This is a genomic window from Nonomuraea sp. NPDC049646 (assembly GCF_044465525.1).
GTDB lineage: Bacteria > Actinomycetota > Actinomycetes > Streptosporangiales > Streptosporangiaceae > Nonomuraea.
This window is the reverse complement of the sequence record NZ_JBITLU010000029.1, coordinates 55,485-80,226: the sequence shown is the minus strand read 5'-3', so window position 1 is coordinate 80,226 and position 24,742 is coordinate 55,485. Positions and strand designations below refer to the sequence as shown.

Annotated in this window: 28 protein-coding genes and 1 pseudogene; 16 read left to right on the top strand and 13 right to left on the bottom strand. The window is 68.5% G+C overall.

Annotated features, from left to right (window positions below; all coding sequences use genetic code 11):
- On the top strand, positions 1–312 hold a 312-nt coding region (locus ACIBQ8_RS48490; protein WP_397195586.1), incomplete at its 5' end, for an RICIN domain-containing protein.
- A gap of 250 nt (positions 313–562) precedes the next feature.
- Here the strand turns inward: ACIBQ8_RS48490 and ACIBQ8_RS48485 are convergent.
- Complete coding sequence (locus tag ACIBQ8_RS48485) at positions 563–901, bottom strand: beta/gamma crystallin domain-containing protein (protein WP_397169147.1); 339 nt, start codon at positions 899–901, stop codon at positions 563–565.
- A 191-nt stretch (positions 902–1,092) separates the two neighbouring features.
- Here ACIBQ8_RS48485 and ACIBQ8_RS48480 point away from each other — a divergent pair, with 191 nt between their 5' ends.
- The 5 genes from ACIBQ8_RS48480 (at position 1,093) to ACIBQ8_RS48460 (ending at position 5,010) form a co-directional block, all read left to right on the top strand.
- Entirely contained in the window at positions 1,093–1,527 is a 435-nt protein-coding gene (locus ACIBQ8_RS48480; RefSeq protein WP_397195585.1) for a sigma factor-like helix-turn-helix DNA-binding protein, read from the top strand.
- Complete coding sequence (locus ACIBQ8_RS48475; protein WP_397195584.1) at positions 1,524–2,396, top strand: PASTA domain-containing protein; 873 nt, start codon at positions 1,524–1,526, stop codon at positions 2,394–2,396. The genes ACIBQ8_RS48480 and ACIBQ8_RS48475 overlap by 4 nt, the downstream gene beginning before the upstream one ends.
- Positions 2,397–2,707: 311 nt before the next feature.
- Positions 2,708–3,028 carry a PadR family transcriptional regulator gene (locus ACIBQ8_RS48470; protein ID WP_397195583.1) on the top strand — a complete coding sequence of 107 codons (321 nt, stop codon included), beginning with the start codon at positions 2,708–2,710 and terminating at the stop codon, positions 3,026–3,028.
- Positions 3,025–3,936 carry a hypothetical protein gene (locus ACIBQ8_RS48465; RefSeq protein WP_397169155.1) on the top strand — a complete coding sequence of 304 codons (912 nt, stop codon included), beginning with the start codon at positions 3,025–3,027 and terminating at the stop codon, positions 3,934–3,936. The genes ACIBQ8_RS48470 and ACIBQ8_RS48465 overlap by 4 nt, the downstream gene beginning before the upstream one ends.
- A 474-nt stretch (positions 3,937–4,410) precedes the next feature.
- Entirely contained in the window at positions 4,411–5,010 is a 600-nt protein-coding gene (locus ACIBQ8_RS48460; RefSeq protein ID WP_397195582.1) for a hypothetical protein, read from the top strand.
- Positions 5,011–5,337: 327 nt separating this feature from the next.
- Here the strand turns inward: ACIBQ8_RS48460 and ACIBQ8_RS48455 are convergent, their stop codons facing one another.
- Positions 5,338–7,350, bottom strand: coding sequence for a sigma-70 family RNA polymerase sigma factor (locus ACIBQ8_RS48455; RefSeq protein WP_397195581.1), 2,013 nt, complete (start codon positions 7,348–7,350; stop codon positions 5,338–5,340).
- On the bottom strand, positions 7,350–7,664 hold the full coding sequence (locus ACIBQ8_RS48450) for a YciI family protein (RefSeq protein ID WP_397195580.1): 315 nt from the start codon (positions 7,662–7,664) through the stop codon (positions 7,350–7,352). The genes ACIBQ8_RS48455 and ACIBQ8_RS48450 overlap by 1 nt, the downstream gene beginning before the upstream one ends.
- Before the next feature lie 63 nt (positions 7,665–7,727).
- Between ACIBQ8_RS48450 and ACIBQ8_RS48445 the strand changes: the two genes are divergently transcribed.
- Positions 7,728–8,393 (top strand): DUF998 domain-containing protein, encoded by a 666-nt coding sequence (locus tag ACIBQ8_RS48445; protein ID WP_397195579.1) that lies wholly within the window; start codon positions 7,728–7,730, stop codon positions 8,391–8,393.
- Positions 8,394–8,637: 244 nt separating this feature from the next.
- On the opposite strand, the gene ACIBQ8_RS48440 is transcribed toward ACIBQ8_RS48445, so the two are convergent.
- The 3 genes from ACIBQ8_RS48440 to ACIBQ8_RS48430 all read right to left on the bottom strand — a co-directional run bounded on the left by ACIBQ8_RS48440 (position 8,638) and on the right by ACIBQ8_RS48430 (position 12,262).
- The gene (locus ACIBQ8_RS48440; protein WP_397169162.1) at positions 8,638–9,102 is read right to left on the bottom strand and encodes a GNAT family N-acetyltransferase; all 465 of its coding nucleotides are present in this window, start codon (positions 9,100–9,102) and stop codon (positions 8,638–8,640) included.
- A 549-nt stretch (positions 9,103–9,651) separates the two neighbouring features.
- Positions 9,652–10,662: a hypothetical protein gene (locus tag ACIBQ8_RS48435; protein WP_397195578.1), complete on the bottom strand. Its 1,011-nt coding sequence runs from the start codon at positions 10,660–10,662 to the stop codon at positions 9,652–9,654.
- A gap of 1,393 nt (positions 10,663–12,055) precedes the next feature.
- Positions 12,056–12,262 carry a cold-shock protein gene (locus tag ACIBQ8_RS48430; protein ID WP_370019072.1) on the bottom strand — a complete coding sequence of 69 codons (207 nt, stop codon included), beginning with the start codon at positions 12,260–12,262 and terminating at the stop codon, positions 12,056–12,058.
- A gap of 540 nt (positions 12,263–12,802) precedes the next feature.
- On the opposite strand from ACIBQ8_RS48430, the gene ACIBQ8_RS48425 reads away from it, so the two are divergent.
- Together ACIBQ8_RS48425 and ACIBQ8_RS48420 are read left to right on the top strand one after the other, a co-directional pair.
- Positions 12,803–13,084: a DUF5994 family protein gene (locus tag ACIBQ8_RS48425; protein ID WP_397195577.1), complete on the top strand. Its 282-nt coding sequence runs from the start codon at positions 12,803–12,805 to the stop codon at positions 13,082–13,084.
- A 161-nt stretch (positions 13,085–13,245) separates the two neighbouring features.
- Entirely contained in the window at positions 13,246–13,566 is a 321-nt protein-coding gene (locus ACIBQ8_RS48420) for an STAS domain-containing protein (RefSeq protein ID WP_397195576.1), read from the top strand.
- Positions 13,567–14,045: 479 nt separating this feature from the next.
- On the opposite strand, the gene ACIBQ8_RS48415 is transcribed toward ACIBQ8_RS48420, so the two are convergent.
- Positions 14,046–14,777 (bottom strand): TetR/AcrR family transcriptional regulator, encoded by a 732-nt coding sequence (locus tag ACIBQ8_RS48415; RefSeq protein WP_397195575.1) that lies wholly within the window; start codon positions 14,775–14,777, stop codon positions 14,046–14,048.
- Positions 14,778–14,901: 124 nt separating this feature from the next.
- Here ACIBQ8_RS48415 and ACIBQ8_RS48410 point away from each other — a divergent pair, with 124 nt between their 5' ends.
- Positions 14,902–15,192 carry a hypothetical protein gene (locus ACIBQ8_RS48410; RefSeq protein ID WP_397195574.1) on the top strand — a complete coding sequence of 97 codons (291 nt, stop codon included), beginning with the start codon at positions 14,902–14,904 and terminating at the stop codon, positions 15,190–15,192.
- 12 nt (positions 15,193–15,204) lie between these two features.
- Positions 15,205–15,477 carry a dihydrofolate reductase family protein gene (locus ACIBQ8_RS48405; protein WP_397195573.1) on the top strand — a complete coding sequence of 91 codons (273 nt, stop codon included), beginning with the start codon at positions 15,205–15,207 and terminating at the stop codon, positions 15,475–15,477.
- A gap of 40 nt (positions 15,478–15,517) precedes the next feature.
- Here the strand turns inward: ACIBQ8_RS48405 and ACIBQ8_RS48400 are convergent, their stop codons facing one another.
- From ACIBQ8_RS48400 to ACIBQ8_RS48390, 3 genes and pseudogenes are all read right to left on the bottom strand, one after another.
- Positions 15,518–15,994 carry a DUF6326 family protein gene (locus ACIBQ8_RS48400; protein ID WP_397195572.1) on the bottom strand — a complete coding sequence of 159 codons (477 nt, stop codon included), beginning with the start codon at positions 15,992–15,994 and terminating at the stop codon, positions 15,518–15,520.
- A gap of 96 nt (positions 15,995–16,090) precedes the next feature.
- On the bottom strand, positions 16,091–16,294 hold the full coding sequence (locus ACIBQ8_RS48395) for a zinc-binding dehydrogenase (protein ID WP_397195571.1): 204 nt from the start codon (positions 16,292–16,294) through the stop codon (positions 16,091–16,093).
- A 97-nt stretch (positions 16,295–16,391) separates the two neighbouring features.
- Positions 16,392–16,979, bottom strand: a pseudogene (locus ACIBQ8_RS48390) (NAD(P)-dependent alcohol dehydrogenase); the annotation flags it as partial.
- Between the two features lie 166 nt (positions 16,980–17,145).
- On the opposite strand from ACIBQ8_RS48390, the gene ACIBQ8_RS48385 reads away from it, so the two are divergent.
- The 5 genes from ACIBQ8_RS48385 (at position 17,146) to ACIBQ8_RS48365 (ending at position 21,270) form a co-directional block, all read left to right on the top strand.
- On the top strand, positions 17,146–17,820 hold the full coding sequence (locus tag ACIBQ8_RS48385) for a TetR/AcrR family transcriptional regulator C-terminal domain-containing protein (RefSeq protein WP_397169176.1): 675 nt from the start codon (positions 17,146–17,148) through the stop codon (positions 17,818–17,820).
- A gap of 613 nt (positions 17,821–18,433) precedes the next feature.
- Complete coding sequence (locus ACIBQ8_RS48380) at positions 18,434–18,559, top strand: hypothetical protein (RefSeq protein ID WP_397169178.1); 126 nt, start codon at positions 18,434–18,436, stop codon at positions 18,557–18,559.
- Between the two features lie 4 nt (positions 18,560–18,563).
- Positions 18,564–19,634, top strand: a complete 1,071-nt coding sequence (locus ACIBQ8_RS48375; RefSeq protein ID WP_397195570.1) for a hypothetical protein — start codon at positions 18,564–18,566, stop codon at positions 19,632–19,634.
- A 422-nt stretch (positions 19,635–20,056) separates the two neighbouring features.
- Complete coding sequence (locus tag ACIBQ8_RS48370; protein ID WP_397195569.1) at positions 20,057–20,683, top strand: ClpP family protease; 627 nt, start codon at positions 20,057–20,059, stop codon at positions 20,681–20,683.
- Positions 20,680–21,270: an ATP-dependent Clp protease proteolytic subunit gene (locus ACIBQ8_RS48365; protein ID WP_344473378.1), complete on the top strand. Its 591-nt coding sequence runs from the start codon at positions 20,680–20,682 to the stop codon at positions 21,268–21,270. The genes ACIBQ8_RS48370 and ACIBQ8_RS48365 overlap by 4 nt, the downstream gene beginning before the upstream one ends.
- A 27-nt stretch (positions 21,271–21,297) precedes the next feature.
- Here ACIBQ8_RS48365 and ACIBQ8_RS48360 read toward each other — a convergent pair whose 3' ends face one another.
- From ACIBQ8_RS48360 to ACIBQ8_RS48350, 3 genes are all read right to left on the bottom strand, one after another.
- Positions 21,298–21,651, bottom strand: coding sequence for a helix-turn-helix domain-containing protein (locus ACIBQ8_RS48360; protein ID WP_397195568.1), 354 nt, complete (start codon positions 21,649–21,651; stop codon positions 21,298–21,300).
- A gap of 156 nt (positions 21,652–21,807) precedes the next feature.
- Complete coding sequence (locus tag ACIBQ8_RS48355; RefSeq protein ID WP_397195567.1) at positions 21,808–22,635, bottom strand: alpha/beta fold hydrolase; 828 nt, start codon at positions 22,633–22,635, stop codon at positions 21,808–21,810.
- Positions 22,636–22,795: 160 nt separating this feature from the next.
- A complete protein-coding gene (locus ACIBQ8_RS48350; RefSeq protein WP_397195566.1) occupies positions 22,796–24,121 on the bottom strand; it encodes a hypothetical protein in 1,326 nt (441 codons plus the stop codon).
- Positions 24,122–24,742: the final 621 nt, after the last annotated feature.

Genomic DNA, 24,742 nt, shown 5'->3' with positions numbered 1-24,742 from the left:
CTGCGCGACGCCGGCGACGGCTACGTCCGCATCGTGGTCAAGCACTCAGGCAAGGTACTGGCCATCGAGAACGCCAGCCTCGACTACGGCGCCAGCCTGAACCAGTACGACTCCGGCCACCAAGACAACGAGAAGTTCGAACTGCGCGACGCCGGCGACGGCTACGTCCGCATCGTGGTCAAGCACTCAGGCAAGGTACTGGCCATCGAGAACGCCAGCCTCGACTACGGCGCCAGCGTGAACCAGTACGACTCCGGTAACCAGGACAACGAGAAGTTCCGGCTGGAGCCCATCAGCGACGCCAACTGGTAAGTCACAAGGTTCGGTACGTCCGTGCCGTCCGCGCGCCGGATGGCACGGACGTACCTGACATCGCGGTTCAGCTTCGCCGCCGGGGCCCAGCGCAAGGACCTGCCGGCGACCACCCCGCCCGGCGGCTGGAGCGCCGCAAGGCCGCGCGCTGCGGCGATCGCGCCGTCACAGCAGCCCGCCTGGACAAGCTGTTCCCCGCCCCCGACCACGTCGAGCAGGCCGACCTGTCCGAGATCCGGACGGCGACGTCTCACAGGATCTCGATGGAGGCCACCTTCGGAGGGCGATTCGGGAAGCTGATCTCGGTCCAGCGAGTGATCCTCACCGAGTCGCCGTTGGCGTCGTAGTAGATCAGATCGTTGTTGCCGGTGGAGATCCGGTCGACCCACCATCCGCCGAAGTCCGTCCTGCCCCTGTTGGCGTAGCAGTCAACGCTCTGGCGTCCGCCGGAGTGTGACCAGATCTTCAGGAAGTTCTCGCCGCCCCGGCATTCGACGTGGTCGATGGCGAAGGCGGGGCCCCCGGGGACGGTGATGGTGAGTGCGGCGGCTGCGGCGAATGCAGCCAAGGTGGTCAGTGTGCGTCGCACGATTGCGGTTCCTTCCGGGGGTCCAAGGGCAGCAGGTGCTGCCCACCCATCATGAACGTTGAGCACTTGGCTCATCACTATCAGTAACGAAATGATGTTGTAGCTTACGAGAGCGCGAAGGCTCCCCCAGTCTCTGGGGTAGTGATGGCCCGCTGGGCCAGCCTGGCGCCGGCGGCTGCCAGGTCCCGCCGTTGGCTGCTCCCGAGCTGGGCGAGCACACCGACGAGGTGCCGGCCGACCTGCTGTCCCCTTCGCCGCCGGAGCAGGCGTCCCTGCGCACGGACGGCGTCGTCGTCATCCGACCTCGGCTCTTCGAGGTCGTCGTGAACGCGGCGATCAGCAGGGCGAGGCGGCGCAGGGTCGTCCAGGAGATCATGTTCGCCCGGCCGCCCGAGACCGCCGCCGACTCCCCCGACCTCGACCTGCGCGACGCGCTCATCGGCGAGTTGCGCAGGCTGCCGCCCAGGATGCGCGCCGTGCTCGTCCTGCGCTACTGGGAGGACCAGTCCGAGCAGGCCACCGCGACCCTGCTCGGCTGCTCGGTCGGGACGGTCAAGAGCCAGGCCGCGCGCGGGCTCGCCAGGATCCGCCAGAACATGGATGTCGCAAGGGAAGTGACGAGATGACGATCGAGGACGACCTCGCCGACGCCATGGCTGCGCACGTCGCCGAGGTTCAGGCCGGACCCGGAGTGGGCAGTGCCGTACGCCGGAGACACCGCGCCCGCGTGACCAGGCTCCGCGTGGCGGGGGCGGCGATCGTCACGGCGGCCGTGGCCGTGACGGTGCCGGTGATGCTGAATCCCGGCGAACCCGCCGACACCGGCCAGAACCAGGTCGTGATGCGCAACGACGTGACCGTGCCCGACGTGACGGGCCGGCGCGCCACCGAGGCGGCGAAGGCGCTCCACGACGCCGGGCTGAAGGTCGCGCTCGCCGGGATGCGGAGCGACAACGGCCTGGTGGGCACGCAGGAACCGGCCGCCGGCAAGGTCGTCGCGTGGGGCAGTACGGTCACGCTCCACGTCCAGTTGCCGCCCGCGCCGACGCCGCGGGCCCTGGGGGACCTCGGCGACGGGCGCAAGTTCGGCGGCATCCAGCTCACTTACCTCCCGGACGGGCTCGAATGGGGCAAATGGTCGAAGGACGATGTGATCGGCCCCGGCAAGAGCTACACCACCAGCTTCCGGAAGCCGGGCCTCCAGCAAGCCGGCTACGCCGTCCAGGTGATCGTGGCCCATGGCGCGTCCGCGGACGCCCTGTACGACTTCCTGCCGGAATCGCGGGCCGAGACGGTGGACCTCGGCGGCCACCCCGCACGACTGTCCAAGGACGGCGACTCGGGGGCCGCCGGCGGCCCGATCACGCCCACGGTCACCTGGAAGCTCCGCAAGGACCTGGCCGTCAAGGTGCTCATCGGCCCCGAGTACGCCAAGGAGATCGACGCCGTGGGTGAGTTGCGGAAGATCGCGAAGGGCGTCCGCCCGGTCCGGTGACGCGCGCCGGCCGTCGCCACCCGGCGTCCTTCGCCCGAAGCCGTCCCCAGCCGTCAGGTAAGCGCTGACCGGACAGAACAGCGGTTCTGTCCGGTCCCTGGAACGGCACAGCCGCAGGTCGACGTCCGCGCCGCTCGACGCGGGCCATGTGACCGACTGCCAAGGCGCCGAAGGTCCCTCCGGCTTGTGGCGCGCGGCATCAAGATGAGCAGTTGGTGCAGTTCGCGATGGCCGGCGGAGGTGAATTGCCGAAAGGGAGTACCTGGCCGCTCACCCCTAGTTAGAGTTCCTGCATGGGTGCAACTCCTCGGATGACGGTGCCGACCCAATTGGTTCTTCGCGCTCTCCTTCAGGTGCCGACACGCGAGATGTACGGGCTGGAGATCTGCGCCGCCGCTGGACTGCAACCGGGCACCATCCATCCCATTCTCGCCCGCTTCGAGCACGTCGGATGGCTTGAGAGCCACTTCGAGGATGTGGATCCCCGTGAGGTCGGCCGGCCGCGCCGTCGCTATTACAAGCTCACCACTGACGGCGCCGAACAAGCACGCATCGCCCTGGCGCAGGCCCAGGCCAAGATCGCAAAATCGAGCTCGATGAGTCAGCCCCGGCATCTCGGTGACCTGGCATGACCGATGGCGACGTCACCCCTTCTCACAACATCGCCGCTCTGGGGGCGCATGTTGAACAGGCAGAGGATTCGTCTGCCTATACGTATGCGCGCGAACTCCAACGAGACCTGACGTACTACTCGGACGTTGGCGCCTACATCGAGATCAACCTCATCAAGCAGGTGGATGAAAGCCCTGGCACGCTCAAGGAGCTTCTTGGTCAGGCCATCCTGCTCGCACGCGCACTGCGTTGCACGATGCAGCGGTCGCTGCCTCTGGAAATCGACAGTCAGCTCACCGTCTACCTGGAAAGAGCGGCCTCGCACGCGGTCTTGCTGGCTCAGTCGTTGAGCCTGACCATGCACGGCAACTCCTCCTACCACCTCGGCAGCGGGCGAGACGACACCCGCAAGCTCAACCTGAACCTCGACGCCTCCCTCGCCCTGGTGCGCAAGCTCTCGGCTCAACCAACCGAACGGCGGGAACTGAATCACCTCGCTTCACCAGCTCTACGTTTGCTCCAGCTACAGGCGCGCCTCCTACCTTCCGCGGCCCGGGACCGCTACCTGGAGGAATGGCGCGCGGAACTGCATTTCCTGGCCAAGACCCGCACGGGCCAGTTCGTGCAGCTGAAATACGCGCTGCGCCAGCTCGGAAAGGTGACCCAACTCCGATTTGCTCTCCGACCCCACGCCTTCCTGATGCGTCGCATTCAGATCTTCCTGTATTGGACGCTCAGGAGCCACCTCCGCACATGGGTCGTTCTTGGGCCTCTGCTCGTTCTGGCGATCAGCAACGTGTGCATCCAGCAAGGGTGGGGGTCCGCAGTTCTGGCGTTACCGGTCATCCCGGCCTTTTGCGGGGGCGTGAAGTGGCTCAGGAAGCGCTTGGGCATCAAGACCAAGCGCAAACCACCACCGCCGAAATAGCACGCCGCTCGGGTCCGGCTCGGTTGCGTGTGCGGCGCCGAAACCCGTCTATTGCATCTGGCCTGGCCTTCTATCCCCCGGCACTCGCGTTTCTCCGCCTGCGGCGTCTGCTGATGGTCCGATTGTTCGGCTGGTTGACGCTTCACGCCAGCGCGATCCGGGGACGCCCGAGGACGAGCGCCGTTTCAACCCATCATCGCCCGCATCAAGGCCGTTACCTCCGCCCGTCATGGGCACGACCTTGGCCAAGGGCCGTCACGGGACTGGTCAACGAGTACCACAGAGCAGCCTGATCGCCCGGCAAACGCCCAGCTCAGCAGCGATGTCAGCGTTCTGGCATCGCACAGGCCGCAAGCCGGCTCCAAGACGATCTTTAGTGCCGTCTGCGACCTTGCCGCGGAAGCGACGAGGTGATCCGCCGGCACACGTGCTCTAGGCGCACGTCGCGCGAAGCAGGACACAAACCTGAAGGACATGAACATGTACAAGAAGGCCCTGACCGTCGCGACAGCGGCGGCCGCCCTGGCCGCCCTGACCTCAGCGCCCGCGTCAGCGGTGGTAGCCAAAAATGCGGCGGTATTCGAGGCCGCGACACCGAACATCGAGGTCTTCTACGGAAGTTTCATTCGCCTCAAGGAGCCGGACAGCATATTCGAGTGCCCGCAGGACGAGGTGCTGATCGGCCGGGCCCACTATGGGGACGAGACCGACTGGACCATGAACCAGTGCGGCCGGATCTACATCGACGGTGAACGAGTCTCCGTACTGCATGAGAACTGGAATTGGAATACCAGGCAGAAGGAGAGCAACTCGTACTTCCTAGGCTCCGGTGACCAGGTCATCGTCGGCAGGCAGCACTTGGGGGACGAGAATGGTGACACCCGCCACAAGTACGGCACGCTGCGCTGGCGCGGAAGCGAGCTGCGGCTCACCTCTCGCTACTGGACCGAGTTGATGAAGGAGAGCAACCACTCCACGGAGGCGGGTCCGGGGCAGGTCATGACCGGCCGTCGGCACAATGGGGACGAGAACGGCTTCACTGCCTACGCGTACGGCACGATCACGGTCGGCTGAGGCCCCGCCCTCCTCTCCGACACGGCGACGCCCCTCCCCGAAGGGCAGGGGCGTCAGCTTGCCCATACACCGGCTGGGAGGCGGGGGGCAGAGAGCAGCGGTTCGGCGGTGCGCCGCGGTGCGGTGCTGTGAGGCGATTTCGGAGCCGCGAGCTCCTGGACCTCGTCCTGATCCGCAAAAAACGCCAGCTGACTCCCGTGCTCCAGGAGCATCTGATCCACTACAACGGGCACCGGCCGCACCAGCCCCCGCATCAACGCAGCCAGCCCGCGACCTGACCGACCTGGATGGGCGTGCTGAAGGAGAGCGCGCTGCCCGACGTGGCGGTCACCGCGTTGCTGTGCGTGGTGCGGGTGCCGATCGGCGTGCGGACGCTGCGAGCTGGTGCAGGGTGTAACCGCCCGAGGCCCGCTTGAACAGGTACTCGGCGCGTTCGTACGACAGGCGGCCTCTGCCGGTCTCGGGGCACAGGTCGGCCGGGTCCGGCGTCCGGGCGGGGGCGGGCCTGCGGTCGGCCAGGAAGAGCGGGCCGCAGGTCCGGCCCGCGACCAGCTCCTCCAGCAGGGCCGCGGCGCCGTCGCCCCACGTGATCGTGGCGGCGCGGCGGGCGGGCAGGTCGAGGTCCTCGACGTCGAGCGCGAGGACGGCGGCGGCCGGGGCGCCCGATTCGTGCACCAGCCGCCACAGCGCCCTCTCCCGCGGCGACGGGTGCCGCCAGAGCGCGGCCAGGGTCTGATCGGCGACGGCGGGGCGTCTCCTGCGGTCGTCGTGCTTCCTGGGCAGCTCGGCCGACAGGTCGGCGAGGCCCGCCCAGGCGCTGAACGACCGTACGGCCGCGCGGTGCCGGTTCCAGGTCCTGGGCGCGGCCGTGCTCCACGCGGCGGCGAAGACTCTGGCCACGAGGGCGGGGGTGATCTCGGCCAGCGGCGTGGCGACCCCCAGGTCCAGGCGCAGCCGCCGCAACGTCTGCCCGTACGACCGGATCGTCCCGGCGTCCAGGTCCGTACGCGCCAGGAACCGGTCCGCGGCCTCGCCGAGCGGGGACGCGTCCAGGACGCCCGCCGTACGGGCGAGGAAGGAGGTGGTGCGGTGGCGGGCGGCACGGGCGAGGGAGGAGGCGGTGCGGTGGCGGGCGGCACGGGTGAGGAGGAAGGCGCGTTCGGCGGTGTTGCGGGTGAGGGCGGCGGCCCGCTCGAACGCCGTCGCGGCCTCGGCGTCGCGCCCCGCCCGCGCCAGCAGGTCGCCGTGGACGGCCGACAGCGGCGGGTAGTCCCGCAGCGCCGGGTCCGACAGCAGCGAGTCCACCAGCGCCAGCCCCGCCTCCGGCCCGTCCGCCATGCCGACGGCGACCGCCTGGTTGAGCCGGACCACCGGCGAGGGCAGCAGCCGTGCCAGCGCGCCGTAGAGGGCCGCGATCTGGTCCCAGTCCGTGTCGGCCGCGCCGGCCGCCTGCGCGTGACACACCGCGATCGCCGCCTGCAGGACGTACGGGCCGAGCCCTCCGCCGGCCGCCCGCGCCCTCAGCATGGAGGCGAACCCGGACGCGATCAGCTCCCGGTTCCACCGTCCCCGGTCCTGCTCGTGCAGTTGCACCGGCTCCCCCGACGGCCCGGTACGGGCGTCCGCGCGCGACTGCTGGATCTCCATCAACGCCACCAGCCCGTGCACCTCGGACTCGCCCGGCGCCAGCCCGGCCAGCAGCCGCCCGAGCCGCAACGCCTCCAGCGCCAGGGCGGGCCGCATCAGGTCCTCACCCGCCGTGGCCGAGTAGCCCTCGTTGAAGATCAGGTAGATGACCTCCAGCACGGACGCCAGCCGTACCGCCAGCTCGGGCCCCCTCGGCAGCTCGAACGGCACCCCCTCCTCGGCGAGCGTGCGCTTGGCGCGCGCGACGCGTCCGGCCACGACGGCCTCCCGCACCAGGAACGCGCGGGCGATCTCCGCGGTGGTCAGGCCGCCGAGCAGCCGCAGGGTCAGCGCGGTCCGCTCCTCGGCGGGCAGCACCGGATGGCTGGAGACGAACATCAGCCGCAACACGTCGTCGCCGACCTCGGCCTGCTCCGGTCGTTCGCGCTCTCCGGGCCGCTCGGGCTCAAGGTCGCGGAGCGCCTGATCGTGCCGCCGGGTCCGGCGCAGGTGGTCGAGGGCGCGGCGCTTGGCGGCGGTCGTCAGCCACGCGCCCGGCCTGTCCGGTACGCCGTCACGCGGCCAGGTCTCCAGCGCGGCGACCAGCGCGTCCTGGGCGAACTCCTCGGCCAGGCCCACGTCGCCGAGCATCCGGGCCAGCCCGGCGACGATCCGCGCGGACTCCTCCCGCCAGACCGCCGTGACGGCGTCCATCAGTAGATCTGGCGCATGTGGCACTCGCCGTCGCCGACGACCGCGAAGAAGCGCCGCGAGATCTCCAGCGCCTCCTCCCGCGAACCGACCTCGATCAGCGCGAACCCGCCCGCCATCTCCTTGGCCTCGGCGAAGGGCCCGTCGGTCACGGTCAGCTCGCCGCCCGCGGATTTGAGCACGGCGCCGCCCAGCTCCATGCCACCGGTCGCGAGCAGCACGCCCGCCTCGGTGAGCTCCTGGATGAACCTGCCCATCTCGGCGTGCAGCGTCTCGTCGTCGCGGCGCTCGCTCACGTTCGTCAGCAGAAATCTCATATGCGTTCCCTGTCACATCGCCCGTTCGTCGCGTATGCAGTAGAACACGAAAGGACACCGGACATGACCGCCATCACCACCACTACCGCCCCCGCCGCCTCGACCCGGAGCCTGCTGACCGCTGGCGCCGTCGCCGCCCCCCTGTGGACGGTGGTCAACCTGGCCCAGGTGCTCACCCGCGAGGGCTTCGACATCGTCCGCCACCCGCTCAGCCAGCTGTCGACCGGTTCGCTCGGCTGGATCCAGGTGGCCGACTTCCTGGTCGTCGGCGCGCTGGTGATCGCCGGCTCGTACGGGCTGCGCCGGGCCGTTCCCGGCCGGTGGCTCCCCCGCCTCCTGCTGGTCAACGGCATCGGGATGATCTCCGCGGGGATCTTCCGGATGGACGCCGGCGACGGCTTCCCCGTCGGCACCCCCGCGGGCCCGCCCGCGACGATGAGCTGGCACGCCGGGCTGCACATGGCTTCGGGCTCGATCGCCTTCATCGCCCTGGCCGCGGCCTGCTTCGTGCTCGGCCGCCACTTCTCCCGGGCCGGAGCCCCTGGCTCGGCCGTCGCGTCCTTCGTGGCGGGCGCGGCTGTCATCGCCGGGAACGGCTGGACGATGAGCGGCGGCCCGGGCGGTTCGGTGACCCTGGCCGTCGGAGTGACCGGCGCGATGCTGTGGGTGTCCGCGGTCGCCTTCCGGCTGCGCCGCCGCGGCTCCCTCACCTGGTCGGACGCTCGCTGATCCGCAGAGGTAGGGCGTCGAGCCACTCGGACGATGTCGACGCGCCGGACGACCCTCGGCAACGATCACAATCAAGATCAACGAGAGTGCGCGGGCATCGTCACTCCGCGACGTTACAAGACAGGCAACCCCGGCAGCCCGCCGGGGTTTCTCTGTCTCGTCCGGGCAAGAGCCTGATCCTGGTCAGGGCCTACTGCAAGATGTCAGGTGGCTTCGACACAATGGTCTCCGCGTTCGTCCAGAGTCACTCTGCGTTTTCGGCGCTCTGGGGAGAGCGGAGGTAGAAGACCTCGGGATCAGCCTCATCGAGGCCGTGCACCATCCCCACCGCGCGCCAGCCGGCCCGCAGGAGCAGCCGCTGCATGGGATGGTTGGACAAGTTCGTCGACGTGAACAGCTTCGCGGTTCGGCATGAGGCTGCTGCAGCCTTCAGAAGCTCCGCGCCGATGCCGTGCCCCCGGGCGGACTCGGCCACCATGAGCATCGTCACGAAGCCCTGCTCGAAGAAGGTGTACTCGACGACGCAGTAGCCGACCAGCCCAGCGGGACTGTCGGCCACCAGGACAGACCCGTCGCGACACCAACGCTCGATGCTGCCGCGCCGCTGGCCGCCATCGGATCTCGCAACCGAGTCAAGATTCACCAGGGACTCTGCATCAGCCGCTCTGCCAGGTCGAACAGACAGTGGGCGGAAGTCGTCGGCGTCCATGGGGCGATCTTCCTCCTGTCGCAAGGTTGGTCCGGACGTTGCGTGACCGGCGGCAAGGTGGATCCGGACATCGCAAGGTTCATGCGGACGGGGCATTTTTCATGCCCGCGACCAGGATCGCGCTGGCCAGTGCGGTTGGCGGGGCGATCTACAGCACCGTCCCTCCGGGCTTCGGCGTGCCATCCGAGCGTGCGCAGGATTGGCCGGACCGCCGGACCGCCGGACGGTCACGGCAAAGCCCATGCGATGTCCGGCCTCACGCAGGAGCGCCAGCGCCACCATCAGCGGTAGCGCTCAGGCAGGCGGCAAGGACGGCCGTGGCCGGGTGTCAGGCCTGGTCGTGGAGTTGGGTGCGGGTGGTTTCGGCTTGTTCGGCGATGGTGGCCAGGACCGGGCGGGACGTGCTTGTCGCGGAAGGTGTCCACAAGCTGGTCCAGGACGGCGTCGGCCTCCTTGAGGTCGTGGGCGCGAGCGTGCGCGCGGGCCAGGCGGCGCAGGGTGGCGTTGAAGGTGATGTCGTCGACCCCGGCGTCGGTGCCATGGAGCCGTTCACGACCCGGCGTCCCTGCGAGTGATCCAGAGGTTCCCCTGGCTCAGCGCCCAGACCTCGCGGGTGCCAGGACGTTGGGACAGCCGCATGCCCAGCCCGAAATCCTCCTCCGTATCGGGTAGCTTGATCCGCTCGTGGCGCCGGCCGGTGACGTGTTCGAGGGCGGTGTCGTCGAGGGAGGTGAGCCAGACGCCACCCTGCCCATCCGGGGCCAGGTCGGCCTCTCTGTTCGGCAGTGCCACCTTCCCCGTGTGCCACGACCAGGCCGAGCCGTTCCAATGAGCCAGGACCTGCCGCCCGGGCTCCGAACCGTCGCTCGCGTACCAGGTCCAGTAGGCGGCCACCCAGACGTCATCAGGCCCGGTCGCGACCATGCTGTCGCACGTGAGCCAGGCCCTCGGCTCTCCCTTCGGATGGGGCAGCGCCAGGTCGGGAACGCGCTGCCACCGCCCGCGATCCCATCGTGCGAGCTGCAGGCGACGTGCACCCTGGACCCCCGCCGCCCAGAGCGCGCCCCCATGCCCTCGCGCGAGCACGTCAGCCTCCGCCACCGGTGTGTGGGCGGAGAGCTTCCCCTTGGTCAGCCGGACGGTTCTCCCCCGGGCGTCGATGAACCACGGATCGGCGCCGCTGACGGTCAGCGCCTTGGCCTCCTCGGCCGGGTCCTCCGTTCGGACGGTCCGCGCCTCCCATCCGCTGCCGTTCCATCGAGCCACGCAGGACACCTGGTCATTCTTCTCCAGCCGTTTGCCGTACACCCAGAGGCTGCCGTCCTCGGTCACGTCGACCTTGGACAGGTGGTCCGAGCACCTCCGCGGCGGAGCGACCACATGCCACGTATCCGCGTCGTACCGCCACACCTTCCCCCGGCGCTCGGTGTCGGTCGTGACCAGGCACCCCTGTTCCTTGTCCAGATAGGGCTTCACCGGCGCCTCGGCCGTGCCGACCACCCAGACTGTCCCGTCCCGATTGACCGCCACGTCGTCGGGAAACCCGTCCTTGACGGCCATGGCGAGCTGCCAGTCATCGATGCGATCGGTGTAGGCGGTCTTCTCCGGCCCCGTGGGCGGCAGCCGGCCGTCGCAGATGGGGGTGGATGTCGGCTTGGCCGGGGCGGTCGGGGACGGTGGGGCCGCCGCCGGCGTGGCCGAGCAGCCGCAGAGGAGGATCGACACTGCCAGCACGGCCGCACGTAAGGATCCGGGCATCGGGCCACTTTCAAAGATCATTTTCCTGCCCCTTCGTGCGTTGGATTCTCCATGCTGCCAAGGTGCGGTGCGGGCCGACGATCATGCGCGAGGTAGCGCAGGGGATCACGCCTGCCGCACGGACCCTGTCGCTGTCCGACGAATCGGAGCTGGAGGAACGCGTCGGCGGCGCCGCAGTCCATCAGGGTCGGGAGCGCGACGCCTCGCCGTCCGGCATCTTCAGCACCCTACGGCGGGTCCCGAGGACGAGCGTTCCGTTCGGAGATGCACGAGGTCGAGCCTCCCGGAGGTGGTCAGGGCGGCCTCGACGGCTGCCTGGTCGTCCTGCTCCTTGGTGACGTCCGTCGGCGCGAAGAGGACGCCGGACTCGGCGGCGAGGGCCCTGGCCCGACGTCTCGTCCAGGTCCGCGATCATCACCTGCCCGCCATTCCGGGCGAAGCGCCGTCCTTGCCGGAAGCCAGGCAGGAATTTGCATCGCCCCGGGGCGAGACGCCGATGCTCCAGAGATCCGCGACCACGTCCTCGCGCACGGCTCCACCGTCGCCGGCCCGGATGAGGCCGCGAGTGAGGACCGCTCAGGCGATGCCGTTCAGCGCCCGCCGACTGGGCCGAGAGCCGCCGGCGGTGGCTCAACCTGCACCTCGTCCGGACCGTGCTCGCGCTCGCGGCGTTCGCCTGCCTCATCGTCGTCCAGACCTTCGACCGCGGCTGACCCGCCTGTCCGGGTGTCAGCGGCGACTCGCAGCACGGCTACGCGACCGCCGGCGGCCTGACCTCCAAACGGGGATGAAGGTCTCGTCCAGCATGACTGGACGTGGTGGGTGCGAGTAGGCGACGAGGGAGGGGGCTGCGGCGGGCCGCGGCACCAGCGCGGTCAGCACGCTCTCGCCAGTGGAGGCGGGATCGGCGACGGCTCGCCGGTCACCGTTCTGGGAGCACTGAGCAGATCGGGCTGTCCCGTCGTTGATCAGGTCCTCTCATCGATCTTCCACTGGTGTGCCACAGCCTGGCTTCCAGGAGCGCGGTCAGTTCGCCGGCCGGACGTTCTGCCTCGGTCCCGGAGATGGCATGCTCGATTCGCCGTGCCAGCTGTAGATCCCGTACTGCCGATCGCCCTACGTACAAACACGAGGCCGGAAACGAATCAGGGTTCGCACCCGTGAAGGTGCGAACCCTGATTCGTGGCGCTATTCGTCAGGCGGCAACGATGTTCTCGGCCTGCGGGCCCTTCTGGCCCTGGGTGACATCGAAGGCCACCTTCTGGCCATCCCGCAGCTCGCGGTAGCCGCCCTGAGAGACGATGTTGGAGTAGTGCGCGAAAACGTCGGCGCCGCCGCCGTCCTGCTCGATGAAGCCGAAGCCCTTTTCAGCGTTGAACCACTTCACGGTGCCAGAAGCCATGTCGATCTCCTTTTCGCAGGTGCAAGCCGAAATCCGCGATGCACGAATTCCGCGTCGCCGAGATAGGCCCACACCCGGAGAAGACCGGAAAACAAAAATGCACCCGAGGCCACATACCGTCAGGTGCACACAAGTTCATTATGGGTACCACAACTGCAACTGCTTTCACCCTAGCACACACGACAGCCCGTGATACGCAGCCCCCCGCCGCGCATCCGCCTGGTCACGAATCACCTCCTCCAGGTTTCTGTCACCTCATGCAGCTAATTGTCCTGAACTGCCTGGCGCCCGTGCCCGACCAGCCAACGCCCTGACCGTCCACACATCGTCGCTCCACGGGCATGCGTCCCGGGGCGAGGATCCAGCCCCCGTTTTCTTGCGATATCAGCCACTTACGCTGCGGGAATTACGGAATCCTGGAAGTCGTGAGGTAGGGTGAAACTACCGAAGACTTTTCGAGCGTCGGCACTCAGGTCTGCGTCGCCTTCGGCGAACCACCACCGGCCCCCTGAACGGGCCCGGACAGGCCCGGCGATCACGATGTCGACACTTCTCTTTCATCCCGCACGGCTCAGCATCGACCCGGCGCCGAATCAGCGAAACGTGGCGGACAGGGCTCGGTGGCCCTCCTCCCCTGACGCGTCCGCCGAGTTGCCCGGTCTCGTCGCCGCGGTCGGCGAGCTGCTCGATCAAGTCACGCTCCGCATCGGCATCCATGGCGATATGTGGCAGAACATCCCGCGCCGGATCCCGGCGCGCGGGCGGCCCGCGGGCGCCGCCGAGGCCACGCCCAAGCTCACCGCACAGGCGGCGCAGGCTTGAGCATCGACGCCCATCCTCGCCCCCGCGCACTCGCCGGCCCGACTCCGGTACGACCTGCATGACCTGATCGAGCAGACCGGGTGTCCCCGAACTGACACCGGGCCGGTCCTCGGCAGGCAGGCCTCTCATGACCCTTCAGCTTCTTCCGTGAGGAGAACTTCATGCCCGTCATCGACATCGCCCCGCAGGCTGTGAGCGCCTCGGCGCCGACTCTCGTACAGCTGTCGGGAGACATTGACATCTTCACCACAGCTCGGCTGCGCCAGCGGCTGATCAGCGCCCTGGATCACAGCACCGACCTGCTCGTCCTGGACGTGTCCAGGGTCACCTTCTGCGGTGCCGGCGGGATCGGCGTGCTGATCGGCGTGAAAGGCCGGGCGCGGGCACGGGGTGTCACGCTCGCCCTGCGCGGCGTCTCACCGCGAATGGCCCGGCTGCTGCGTGTCACCGGACTGGACCGCCAGTTCCCGACCACGGCGTAGCGGCGCACCGGCCATGACGCCCCGACAGGCGGACGCCATCGCCCTCGTGTCCATCGGCGCACCCTCTCAAGCATGCGCTTGGTCGACTTCTGAGTCATCGGCCGCGCCCGCGCCCCCGTCAGGCCTGTGCCGCTTCACGGCTCGTCGCATCGTGCTTGATCTGCGGCCTTGACCTTGAGTCGGGTGTTCGGCTGGCTGGGGCGTGGCCAGGCGTCCAAGGATGTCGAGATCACGGTGCGCCGGCCGAAGCCGGACTGGGCCGATCGGGCACTCTTGGCGGCCTGACCGACATGGCTTCACCACATCCCAGCCCGCAGACGGGCTGCGGCCCCTGCGCGAGCCGAGAGCGACGACACCGGCTAATAAGACCCCCAGGGCCCCGAACAGGCCCATGACATGGCTTCGAGTCCCCCGTCGTTGTCCGACAGCGGCTTAGCGACCGCACCACCCCGTCCGTCCCGGTCGGGCGCCGCTGCTTCTTACATAGAAGCTGCTGGTTCGTCGCCGTTTCGGGTGCGTCGGGTGATGGTGTGTTCGAGGCCGTCGAGGAGGGCGTGCAGGCCGAACTCCTGGGTCGTGGCGGCCGAGGGGGTGGCCATGGTGGTGGCCAGCAGCGGGAAACGGTCGGCGTTGCGAAGTAGCAGGTCGCGCATGATGGGGGCGGCGCCGCCGTTCGTCCAGATCTGGGTGCCTTGGGTGGCGGCCGGGTGGGTGGCGCGGATGTGGTGGGAGACCAGCATGACCGCGTCCAGCCGTTCGCGTTCGGTCAGAGGCGTGTCGGTCAGGGCGCTGAGGGCTCTTTCGGCCCATCCGGTTTCGCGTGGACCCATGACGCGGTCGCCCACGGTGATCGACGGCAGCCAGGGGTGGCGTCGCCAGGCGGCGGACAGTTGGCGGGCGTACTCTTCCAGCTTGGCCCGCCAGTTGGTCAGGCCGCTCAGGTCGGGGGGTGTGCCGACCGCCGCCTCGACCATGATCGCGCTGAGCTCGGATTTGCCGTTGACATAGCGGTACAGGGCCATTTTGGTGAGGCCGAGCTCGGCGGCCACCCGATGCATCGAGACCGCTTCCAAGCCCTCGGCATCGGCGACGTTGACAGCGGCGTCGGCCACCTGCGCGAGGTCGAAGGCAGGCCTGGGGCCCCTGGTGCGCGGCTTCCGCAGGCCCCACAACAGTTCGGCCAATGCCGTCGGATCCTCGTTAGCCGACATCGCAGCCTCCCCTTGTAAAAACTGTCTCCAGGATACACAGTGTCTTCGAGACACAGTTAGTGCGCCGAAGCCGGAGCAGGCGGCGTGACTGAGGAGTCACACCGTCGCAGACGAGGAGCGGACCATGTCCAAATCAGTGCTCGACATGTCGATGTCGCTCGACGGGTACGTCGCCGATCCCAACGACTATCTCGGTGGCGAGGACGGCGAACGGCTGCACAAGTGGGCTGACGCGGGCTCGCAGCCCGGTCCGTCGTCCGAGGCGATCCAGCGGTTCCAAGCCGAATGGAAGGCGGCCGGCGCGGTCCTGGCAGGGCGGCGGACCGCCGAACTCATGGATCACTGGGGAGGCGATCACGACGGTCTCCCGATCTTCGTCCCCAGTCACCGGCCGCCCAGCCCGGCCGCCCGTTAGGGTCATCCGCTGGTGACGTATGTGAACGACGGGATCGCAAGCGCGATGGCGCAGGCGAAGGCCGCCGCCGGGGGCCGGGACGTCCAGGTGCGTGGCGGCGCCTACACGGTGCGACAGGCACTTGAGGCCGGGGTGCTGGACGAGGTGCAGATCCATCACATCCCGGTGCTGCTGGGCGCCGGCCACCGGCTGTTCGACGTCCTGCCGTCGGAGATCGAACTGGAGATCGTTCAGGTGATCGACACACCGGAGGCCACCCACATCCGGTACCGCGTCCGCCGCTGAGCCGAACCGGTGCGGTTACCTGTGAATCGACTACGGATGCCTACTGGCGAAGGCCGGCCGTCACGGGATCGGCCGAGACCGCAGCGGTCCGAGGCCATGTCGAGGCGGAGCGCAGGACGAAGGCCAGGAGCAGCACCTCGATTCCGATGGACAGGCCGTAGAAGGAGGCCCAGTCCCAGGACTCCCCCGCCGCGTTGACCACCGAGTAGGGGATGTAGAGCGATGCGGCGACGAGGTTCGTGACGCGGTTCATGCGGGCGGGCAGCGTCATGGAGAGCATCACCATCAGGGCCGGGATCGCCACGGACGCGAGCATCATGGTCAACAGCGTCGGGCTGATGTCGAGCCCGAAGACGACGCCGGCCAGGATGTCGCCGACGGCGCCGGGCTTGTAGAGGTGGAAATAGTCGACGTAGATGTAGAGGAACATGAAGCTGGTCCAGGCGGCGGCGAGCTTGGCCTGCACGGGGATCGGCGGGTTGTCGAGCACGTTCGGGGTTTTCGTTCCGACGGTCATCGGTTCTTCTTTCGAGAGGAGCGGTCCGTCCGCCGGTGTGGCGGCAGGGTCGGGCGTGCATGCGCACGGGTCGGGTCGTTCTCGCCGGCCCGGCCGTCAGACGGTGACGACGACCTTCCCTCGGGTGTGGCCGGCCGCGACGTGGCGGAGGGCGTCGGCTGCCTCGTCGAGGGGGTAGGCGCGGTCGATGACGGGCGTGATCTGCCCGGTCGTGAGCAGTTCGGCCAGGACGAGCAGGTCCTGGCGCTTCTCGATCGATATGAAGGGCTTCAGCCGCTGACGGGTGAACCCGGACAGCACGCGCGCTTTGACGATCCGGCCGAGGGGGCCGGGCTTCCACGTTGTCGAGGATGACGTCGTAGCGCTTCCCGGCGAGGGTGAAGTCGGTTCTCGTGTAGTCAACGACCTGGTCGGCGCCGAGCGACCGGACCAGGTCGACGTTGCGGGTGCTGCACACACCCGTCACCTCTGCGCCCAACGCCTTGGCGATCTGTACGGCGAAGGAGCCCACGCCGCCCGACGCCCCCGTGACCAGCACCGTCTGGCCCGGACGAACGTTCGCGACGTCGCGTAAGGCCTGTATCGCCGTCATGGCCGACGTGGGCACCGCCGCCGCCTGCACGACCGACAGATTGGCGGGCGCGGACACGAGGTTGTCCGCCGGGACGCGGGCGTACTCCGCGAGCGTTCCGGCGGTGCTCCAGCCGAACACCTCGTCGCCGGGACGGAGAGCGGTGACATCCTTCCCGACCGCTGCCACCACGCCGGCGAGGTCCCTGCCCGGGATGCCGTGGCGCGGCCGGCGGAGCCCGTACACCAGGCGCACCACGTACGGCACGCCGGTCATCACGAAGTGGTCGCCAGGATGGACCGAGGCCGCGCCCACCCGGACGAGCACATCCCCTCGCCCCGGCAGCGGCAGCTCGACCTCGGACGACCTGAGCACCGAGGGCGGGCCGTAGCGGAAATGGACGGCGGCCCGCATCGTCGCCGCCCCGGCCGGACTCGCCCCCGGCGCCAGGCGTTCGATCCCCACCGAAGCCTCCTCACGTCCGAGCTGCGGCTCTCGCAGGTTCGTACAGCGTACTTCGTACGCCGTACTATGGTAGTACGCTGTACGATTGTCAAGCCGTTCGAGAGCGAGGAGAACCGTGTCTGCGAGGGAACGACGCCAGGTCGCGTCAGACGCGGGGCTGAGCAAGCGGCGGGTGGTGGCCGAGGCGGTCCGGCTCGCCGACCAGGAGGGGGTCGACGGGCTGAGCATGCGCCGGCTGGCCGGCGCGCTCGGCGCGGGCGCGATGTCGCTCTACTACTACGTGGCGAACAAGGAAGAGCTGCTGGACGCCATGATCGACGTCGTGTTCGAGGAGATCGAGCTCCCGCCCGAAGAGGCCGACTGGCAGTCGGCGATGCGACGGCGATCGGTATCCGCCCGGCAGGTTCTCGCGCGCCACCCGTGGGCGATCGGCCTGATGGAGTCGCGGACATCCCCGGGGCCCGCGAACCTCCGCCACCGCGAGGCGGTCACCGCCTGCCTGCGGAGGGCCGGTTTCTCGGTCCTGATGGCGACGCACGCCAACTGGCTGCTCGACAGCTATGTCTACGGTTTCGCCCTGCAGGAGGCCAGCCTGCAGTTCGACACGGCCGACGAGTTCGCGGACATGACCGAGGACGTCTTCCTGCCCCAGCTTCCCTCTGACGAGTTCCCCTTCCTCAACGAGTCCGCCGCGGCGCTCCTCGCCGCCGGCTACGACCCGGCGGAGGAGTTCGTCTTCGGCCTCGACCTCGTCCTGGGCGCCCTCGAACCCCTGAGAGCCTCCGCGTAACGACGCTCACGGACCGCGCTCGTGGGCGTGGCCAGACCGGAACGGCTCCCCCGGCACTGCACGTCGTGCGGAGGGCAGCTCGTGTGGCCACGTTCGAACCTCATGCCCCCTTGAAGAGGACGCCTACCAGCGCACCGTGACCGGTCAGCACAAGGTGATACAGAAGGGGCCCGCTGTTGGCGCAGCGGGCCCCCAAGGTCGAGGTGTTCCGTGGTCGAGACGGATGAGTCCCCTTCGAGAAGTTCACCAACACTCAGGCGAACTTTCCTCCATTGAAGCGGTACAAAATGGACATCGGTAGCATGTGTGGCATATTCGCACGCTCGCGAATAGTGGCGTCCAACTTCGAACGCTGCCGAACAGCGGCGAACGCCTCCGAACATCGGCGCCCACCAGCATTTATCGGCTCCGCCCATGGAAGCCGAGCAGGCGTGCGGCATAGGCCATCATTGGTTCAACGCCCCTGATTCCGGACGGTTGGCGCCGACGGGATCACAAGCTTTTCGGGGCCTTTTCCGTGGTCGAGCCCGTCAACAAGTAGGTGATCCCCTCGATGTTCTCCGTTCGTTTCCGATTCCCAGGTGCAGGCGTCGTCATTCTGATCATCGTCATCGTGTTCACAGTGACACTGCTGCGCCTGGGTTATGAGCCGGAGGCAGTACTCGCGCTGATCGCGGGCGCTGCGGCGGTGGCGGTCAAGGCCACGCAGCAGCTCCTTCCCCGGTCGAAGACGATCTAAGCGAATGGTGGTTCGCAAGGGTGGTGAAGACCCTCAGCGCCAGGCAGGGAAAGTAGCGGCGGACAACTCGTTGTTCCGAATGCGAGAAGCGTTGCAGACCCTGGCGTCGGCGGAAGAGGATCGTGCGCGTGCGCTAGGCGTCCTGGTCGCCGCCGAGAAGCAGCACAAGCGCTCCGGACGGGCTCTGGCAAGGGCCGAGGAAGGGCGTGAGCAGGCGGCACTTGCTCTGGCCACGGCCAAGAAGGACCGCATGCGTGCCGTACGGATCCTGGCCGAAGAAACCGACCAGGTGTATGCGAGAGTCGGATCGCTGGACGCCAGGGAGAACAGTGCGGTTGCGCGTGCGGAGGGAGAGCTGGCAGATGCCGATGCTCGTAGCGCGAGTGCCGAAGACGGTTTGGTGCACGCCGACGCCCGATACAGGGACGCGATGGCGGAACTGGGCCGGACCGACGCTCTACGGGCGCGTGCCGAAGAAGAGCTGACGCACGCCGATGTCCGGCGTGCACAGGCGGAGAAAAGGCTGAGGCTTACTGAGCAGCAATACAATCTCACTGAGCAGCAGTACAAGCGCGTGATGGCTGAGGCAGGGGTCGCTCGGGCCGCTGCCACAACCACGGCGATAGAGTCCCACATCGGAAGCTTCAGCAGTCAACGGCCGAATCCAGCGGAGGCGAGCGGGCCGCCGGAAATGCCGTTCGGACCGCCGGCAGACCTTCCCGGCTATGTTCTGAAGCCGGATCCGCTGTCCGCGCGAACTCCCGCCGAGTTCGTGGAACTGCTCAAGCAGTACCGAATCTGGGCGGGCGAGCCTAGCTATCGGGAAATCGTCCGGCGTGCTCGCAACGCGTTCGGCGCAAGCACACTGTGTGAGGCCCTGAAGTCCTCCCACCTGCCGCCCGAGAAGCTGGTCCGGGCCTTCGTCTGGGCATGCTCCGGCTCTGAGGAGGATCTGCAGGCGTGGACCACCGCCTGGCGGCGGCTACGCATGAAGCACCAGCGGCCTCAGAACGAGACGCTGGCCGGCGTCACGGCATTACCCCTCAACCAGGAGGCACCTGGCCTCGCCGGCTGAGGATGCAAGACGGGGCTTCTGGCGGGCCTGCAAGAAAGCCCGCCAGAAGCCCTGAAGGGGTTGAGCAAGAACTTCTCAGAAAACCAGCGGTAGCCGCTCTAACCCAGAAAGGTCAGCATCGAAAAGACGCCAAGATCGACCTGAGGACCAAGGCGATATTGGCAGCAGCCTGACCCCGCTCCGGCACGCCCAGCTCGGCCACCAATGCCAGTTTCCCTCCACCAGAAGTTCGCCTCGACAAGCGGAGCCGAACGAAACCGTGCCCATTCGAACATCGAACCCGGCCCGGCAGCCGGCCCGCGCTCCCCGAACCGGCCGGCGATCGCGCTGCCCTTGCTCAGGAGCTCTCGCGCTGCTCACAGCAGATCTGCCCCAGGCAGATCGTGTCGACGCCGGCCCGGATCGCCTCCCAAGATGGACGCATGAGCGAAGAATCGACACCTCCGCTGTTCAACACGCGAATGAGACGCGAACTCTATGAGCAGCGTGTCCTCATTCTCGACGGCCCTCTCGACGACGACAACGGGACCCTGCTGGCCACCCAGCTGATGGCGCTCGCCACGCAGGATCCGTCGTCCGACATCGCCTTGTGGATCCATTCCCCAGGCGGCTCCGTCCCGTCGATGCTCGCGATCCGCGACATCATGCGCCTCATTCCCTGTGACGTGTCGACCCTCGTCCTGGGCATCGCTTACAGTGCCGGGCAGTTCCTGCTGTCGTCGGGGGCCCGTGGGAAGCGCCGCGCTCTGCCGCACTCACGCGTGTTGATGCACCAGGGCTCGGCGGGAATCGGCGGCACTGCGGTCGACATCGAATTGCAGGCCGGCGACCTCCGGCATACGCGCGACACGGTGCTCGGTCTGATCGCCGAGGACACGGGTCAGCCTGCCGAGCGCATTTTCGAGGATTCTCTGCACGATCGTTGGTACACGGCACAGGAAGCACTGGACTACGGCTTCATCGACGCCATCGTGCAGAACTTCGACGAAATCGCGCCACAAAACCGCCCGCGGCTCGGATTCGGCGTCACCCAAGGAGTCGGCCAGTGACCTCATACACGATCCCGAACGTCATCGCCTCGAACCCTCGCGGCGAGCGGATCATGGATGTCTACTCTCACCTGCTCACCGAGCGGATCGTCTACCTGGGCACCGCGATCGACGCGGGCGTCGCGAATGCTCTCATCGCGCAGCTGATTTTCCTGGAATCAGACAACCCCGACGCGGAGATCCAGTTCTATATCAACTGCGAAGGCGGAGACCCGAGCGCGATGCTCGCGATCTACGACACCATGCGCCATATCCGCCCACGGGTTTCGACGACCTGTGTGGGACAGGCCGTCGCGGTGGGTGCCGTACTCCTCGCCGCGGGCGCCGAAGGCAAACGCGCCGCTCTCCCCCACGCACGGATCATCCTGCACCAGCCGGCAGCCCAGGGGCGCGGCGCGATCCCCGACCTCATCTTGCAGGCCGACGAGGTCGTACGTGTCCGGGCGGACATCGAGCGCATACTTTCACGGCACACCGGCCAGACGGTGGAGACCCTGCGCGCCGACACCGATCACGATCGCGTGTTCACCGCTACCGCAGCCATGGAGTACGGGCTCATCGATCAGATCATCGAGGAGCGTTCATAGCCCCGTGGACAACCCCGGCAAGCCGCGCTACGCGGCCAGAGCATACACCGCCGAGCAGGTGGCGCCTCTGGACGCGCCCTGCGGAGCAGGCCGCAGACTCTCGGCAACGGCAAGGGTCAGATCGACCAGGGTCACATCCAGCGCCCCGGCGACCGCGGCGATCATCTCGCTCGACGGCTCCTTGACGCCTCGCTCGATCTCGGAGAGATATTGCGGCGAGACTCCGGCGCGGCTTGCCGTCTCGCTCAACTTCTCGCCCCGCTCATGGCGAAGCCCTCTCAAGCGCTCACCGAGCACCTGCCGCCACAGCGGCTCGCGAGCCGGAGACGGCTCGGGGGCGGTCCGATCGATCGCTGGACGCGACGGCAGGGATGAGGCCATACCTCACCATAGATCGATGGCGCGTTCGAGCTCTGTCGGCTTCGCGCAGAGCAGAACCAGCTCCGCTCCCCCTTGCCCAGCCTCAGCCCGTTCGCGCGCGCACCGAGCGCCTGGTCAGACGGCATTCCGGCAGGCGACACATGGCCAGTGCAGGCATCAGGGATCACGGGTCGACGTCGGCCCCGCCGCCGTGAAGTCCAGCAGCAGTTCGCCGATCGCCTCGGGGGCTTCCAGCATGGGTAGGTGCCCGACGCCGGGCAGCGATTCGACCCGCGCGCCCGGCACCGCCTCGTATCGGTGCGCCGACGACGGCTCCCAACGGGGGTCGGCGGCACCGAAGATCACCTGCACGGGGACGCCGAGGGCGGCGAGCCGCTCGGGCACGCTCCGTTCGGCGATGTAGGCGGTGTTCTGGCGCAGCACCGTCCTCATCACGCGGTAGGTGATGCCGCGTACATCGGCGACCACGGCGTCCGGGAGGTCCACGGGGCGAACGGCCATCGCGCTGATCCCCCTGCGGATCATCGCGTCCGAACGCCTCGGCCATATGAGCGGGCCCAGCGGCGGGGCCAGCAGCGCCCGGAGGATGAACGGCTGCCGGAGGAGCGCATCCGGACTCGGGCCGCTACTGATCAACGCGAGCGAACCCACGAGGTCGGGACGTTGCTCGGCCAGCGCCGTGGCGACGTAGCCGCCGCTGGAGTGCCCGGCCACGGCGACGTGGCGAAGCCCGAGGTCGTCCAGCAGCGCCGCCACCTGACCCGCCTGCGCGGGCACGTCATACGACGGCGCGGGCGGGGACTGGCCGCAACCCGGGAGATCGACCCGGATGACGTGATGGTGACCGGTCAGCGTCGGGACCACCGGGCCCCAGAAACCGCCCGAGGCCCCCGACCCGTGGATGAGCAACAACGGCGGCGCCTGCCGGGGGCCGTCATGGACCACGTGCATCCCGTGCGAACGTGCAATGTCGTATCGACTCATGCGGCGACCATGCACGCGCGGCCCGCCGCCAGTCTTGGACGAATGTTCCCGCGCAGTCGAAGACCGGCGGCCTGCACAAGACGGGGCATGACGAGCACCCGAACGAAGAGTCCCGCCGGCAGCGGCATCGAGGCAGACACCCCGCCCGGCCGCGGGGCGTTCACAGGTACACCGGGTGCGTTCGGCCGCTGCGGGCGACGTTGACGCGTTCCTCGCGGCTCGCCCGCGACCCCGCCACGATCAGGCGGCCGTTGATGGCGCCGAGTTCGAGGTCGTGCCGCAGCGGCTCCTGCCCGTCGTCGGCCTCCAGTACGGGGGCGGCGCAGTACTCCTGAACCAGCCACCCCTCGGCCAGCGCGACATCGACGCTGGCGTTCCAGTCGGGCGCCTCCCGCCCCACCACCACGCCCCTGCCCCGTGTGTCCAGCGGTCGTTTCAACACATAGCCATCAGGACAGCCGCGAATCAGGCCGACCGTGGCGAGATCGCAAGTGGCGATGTTGCGCGACCAGGGAATGCTGCCCTGCACCAGCGCATAGTCCGCCGGGTCGAACAGGTCCGCGAAGCGCGGGTCGGACAAGACGGCCAGGCACAGTTTGTTGTCGCCGATCAGCCTGGCCCGCAACCCGTTGGGCACGAACAGCGCCCCCGAACACACCGCCCGCACGTAGGACTGGAGCCGGGACCGCAGCCGTGCCATGTCCTGCATGCCGATCTTGGCGTAGGCGCACTCGACCACCTGCCCGCCGACGACGGCACGACCGCCGACCAGGCGCATCTCACACGGGTCGGCCTCCACGACGCCGATGCCCAGGGCGTTCAGCGCGTGCGCGTACCCGTCCAACTCGGTGCGATGGCCTCCCTCCGGCCGCAGCAGCGCCACCGTCTCCGGACGCCGCCCCATTTCCTGCTCGGCCACCTGCAGTAACCAGCGTCCCAGCCAATGCGGCACTTCGCCGGGCAGCGGCGGCGGCACCTGGACACCGGCCGCAGTCAGCAGCGGCCGCCAGCGCGCGCACTGGCTGCCCTTGCCCAAGCCCGCGGGGCAGTTGGCGTTGGTCTCCAGCACCTTGAGGGCGCCGTCAGGCTGCGGCATGACGTCCAGCCGCATCACGTGTACCCGCCCGGCCGCGAGCACCTCCCCTGCGAACTGCTCGGGCCTCAGCCCCGGAGGCCAGACCAGCACAGTGCGCAGCCGCGGATCGTGCGGATAGGCAGTCACGATCGTCTCGATGAGCCGGTGGTAAGCGGCTACCAGCCGCTCCAGCGGTTCTCGCCAACCCGCTCTGATACACAGCGGCGGACCGGGCTTGGCCGCCGCCCGCTCCGGCCCGTCACGGACGACCAAGTCGCCATCCGCCGGTGCGGGCATCTCGAGCCGCGCCGTGGCCGCACGTACCCGAGCCGGAAACTGCTCGTCCCAGCCCGGCCAGCGCGCGCCGGTGCTCGGCGCCGAGTCTTCCTGTCTTGGGGGCGACACGGACATGCACCTCTACATGAAGTGTGGTCTTGCCTACGATGGTTATCGCGGTATGTCCGCTCGCTGGTCAAGGTTCGGGGGCGGACCTGCAGTGGAACCGGTTCGCACGGTAAGAGCTTTCCCTCAGGCTGGGACGGGGCCTGTAGGGGCGGTTAGCTGTACCGACCACAGAGGTCAGGCACGCGCACGACACGATGTCGATGACCTTGTGAATGGGTGTACGACCGCGCCTCCGACGACGTCGAAGGGGTGACCGGCGTGCCGGCCGGGACGATCGAGGCGTTCGTGGACGCTACCCCGGTCGGCCAGCCCAGACCGACAGCGCGTTGTTTCTCCGCCGCCCCGAGCCGCCGACCCGCGAGAAGTCGGCTGCGCGGTTCGTGACCTCGGCCGGCGCCGCCGCGCCCGCAAGGTCTCCACTCTCACCATCGGGCGACTGCGACAGATCGCCCTCGGCACCAGGTGGCGGCACGCCGTCCGATGAGGCCACTCTCCTGTCGGCGAAGGCTCGCAAGTTCGTCAGGCGCAGTTGGCTCCCCAGATCCACGTCCGCGTCACGCTCAAGGGATGCTCGACCACGAGGGCGAAGCGATGCGCCTGACCGCGCTCGGCTGCCGGGCGGGCATG

What these genes read in the sequence shown, in the direction of transcription:
- ACIBQ8_RS48415 (WP_397195575.1), bottom strand. Translation starts at nt 14,777, where the DNA reads ATGTCGGCTAACGAGGATCCGACGGCATTGGCCGAACTGTTGTGGGGC.
- ACIBQ8_RS48465 (WP_397169155.1), top strand. Translation starts at nt 3,025, where the DNA reads ATGACCGATGGCGACGTCACCCCTTCTCACAACATCGCCGCTCTGGGG.
- ACIBQ8_RS48425 (WP_397195577.1), top strand. Translation starts at nt 12,803, where the DNA reads ATGTCGACACTTCTCTTTCATCCCGCACGGCTCAGCATCGACCCGGCG.
- ACIBQ8_RS48430 (WP_370019072.1), bottom strand. Translation starts at nt 12,262, where the DNA reads ATGGCTTCTGGCACCGTGAAGTGGTTCAACGCTGAAAAGGGCTTCGGC.
- ACIBQ8_RS48470 (WP_397195583.1), top strand. Translation starts at nt 2,708, where the DNA reads ATGACGGTGCCGACCCAATTGGTTCTTCGCGCTCTCCTTCAGGTGCCG.
- ACIBQ8_RS48420 (WP_397195576.1), top strand. Translation starts at nt 13,246, where the DNA reads ATGCCCGTCATCGACATCGCCCCGCAGGCTGTGAGCGCCTCGGCGCCG.
- ACIBQ8_RS48440 (WP_397169162.1), bottom strand. Translation starts at nt 9,102, where the DNA reads ATGGACGCCGACGACTTCCGCCCACTGTCTGTTCGACCTGGCAGAGCG.
- ACIBQ8_RS48435 (WP_397195578.1), bottom strand. Translation starts at nt 10,662, where the DNA reads ATGGCCGTCAAGGACGGGTTTCCCGACGACGTGGCGGTCAATCGGGAC.
- ACIBQ8_RS48370 (WP_397195569.1), top strand. Translation starts at nt 20,057, where the DNA reads ATGAGCGAAGAATCGACACCTCCGCTGTTCAACACGCGAATGAGACGC.
- ACIBQ8_RS48355 (WP_397195567.1), bottom strand. Translation starts at nt 22,635, where the DNA reads ATGAGTCGATACGACATTGCACGTTCGCACGGGATGCACGTGGTCCAT.
- ACIBQ8_RS48450 (WP_397195580.1), bottom strand. Translation starts at nt 7,664, where the DNA reads ATGAGATTTCTGCTGACGAACGTGAGCGAGCGCCGCGACGACGAGACG.
- ACIBQ8_RS48350 (WP_397195566.1), bottom strand. Translation starts at nt 24,121, where the DNA reads ATGTCCGTGTCGCCCCCAAGACAGGAAGACTCGGCGCCGAGCACCGGC.
- ACIBQ8_RS48455 (WP_397195581.1), bottom strand. Translation starts at nt 7,350, where the DNA reads ATGGACGCCGTCACGGCGGTCTGGCGGGAGGAGTCCGCGCGGATCGTC.
- ACIBQ8_RS48410 (WP_397195574.1), top strand. Translation starts at nt 14,902, where the DNA reads ATGTCCAAATCAGTGCTCGACATGTCGATGTCGCTCGACGGGTACGTC.
- ACIBQ8_RS48400 (WP_397195572.1), bottom strand. Translation starts at nt 15,994, where the DNA reads ATGACCGTCGGAACGAAAACCCCGAACGTGCTCGACAACCCGCCGATC.
- ACIBQ8_RS48375 (WP_397195570.1), top strand. Translation starts at nt 18,564, where the DNA reads ATGGTGGTTCGCAAGGGTGGTGAAGACCCTCAGCGCCAGGCAGGGAAA.
- ACIBQ8_RS48445 (WP_397195579.1), top strand. Translation starts at nt 7,728, where the DNA reads ATGACCGCCATCACCACCACTACCGCCCCCGCCGCCTCGACCCGGAGC.
- ACIBQ8_RS48360 (WP_397195568.1), bottom strand. Translation starts at nt 21,651, where the DNA reads ATGGCCTCATCCCTGCCGTCGCGTCCAGCGATCGATCGGACCGCCCCC.
- ACIBQ8_RS48475 (WP_397195584.1), top strand. Translation starts at nt 1,524, where the DNA reads ATGACGATCGAGGACGACCTCGCCGACGCCATGGCTGCGCACGTCGCC.
- ACIBQ8_RS48460 (WP_397195582.1), top strand. Translation starts at nt 4,411, where the DNA reads ATGAACATGTACAAGAAGGCCCTGACCGTCGCGACAGCGGCGGCCGCC.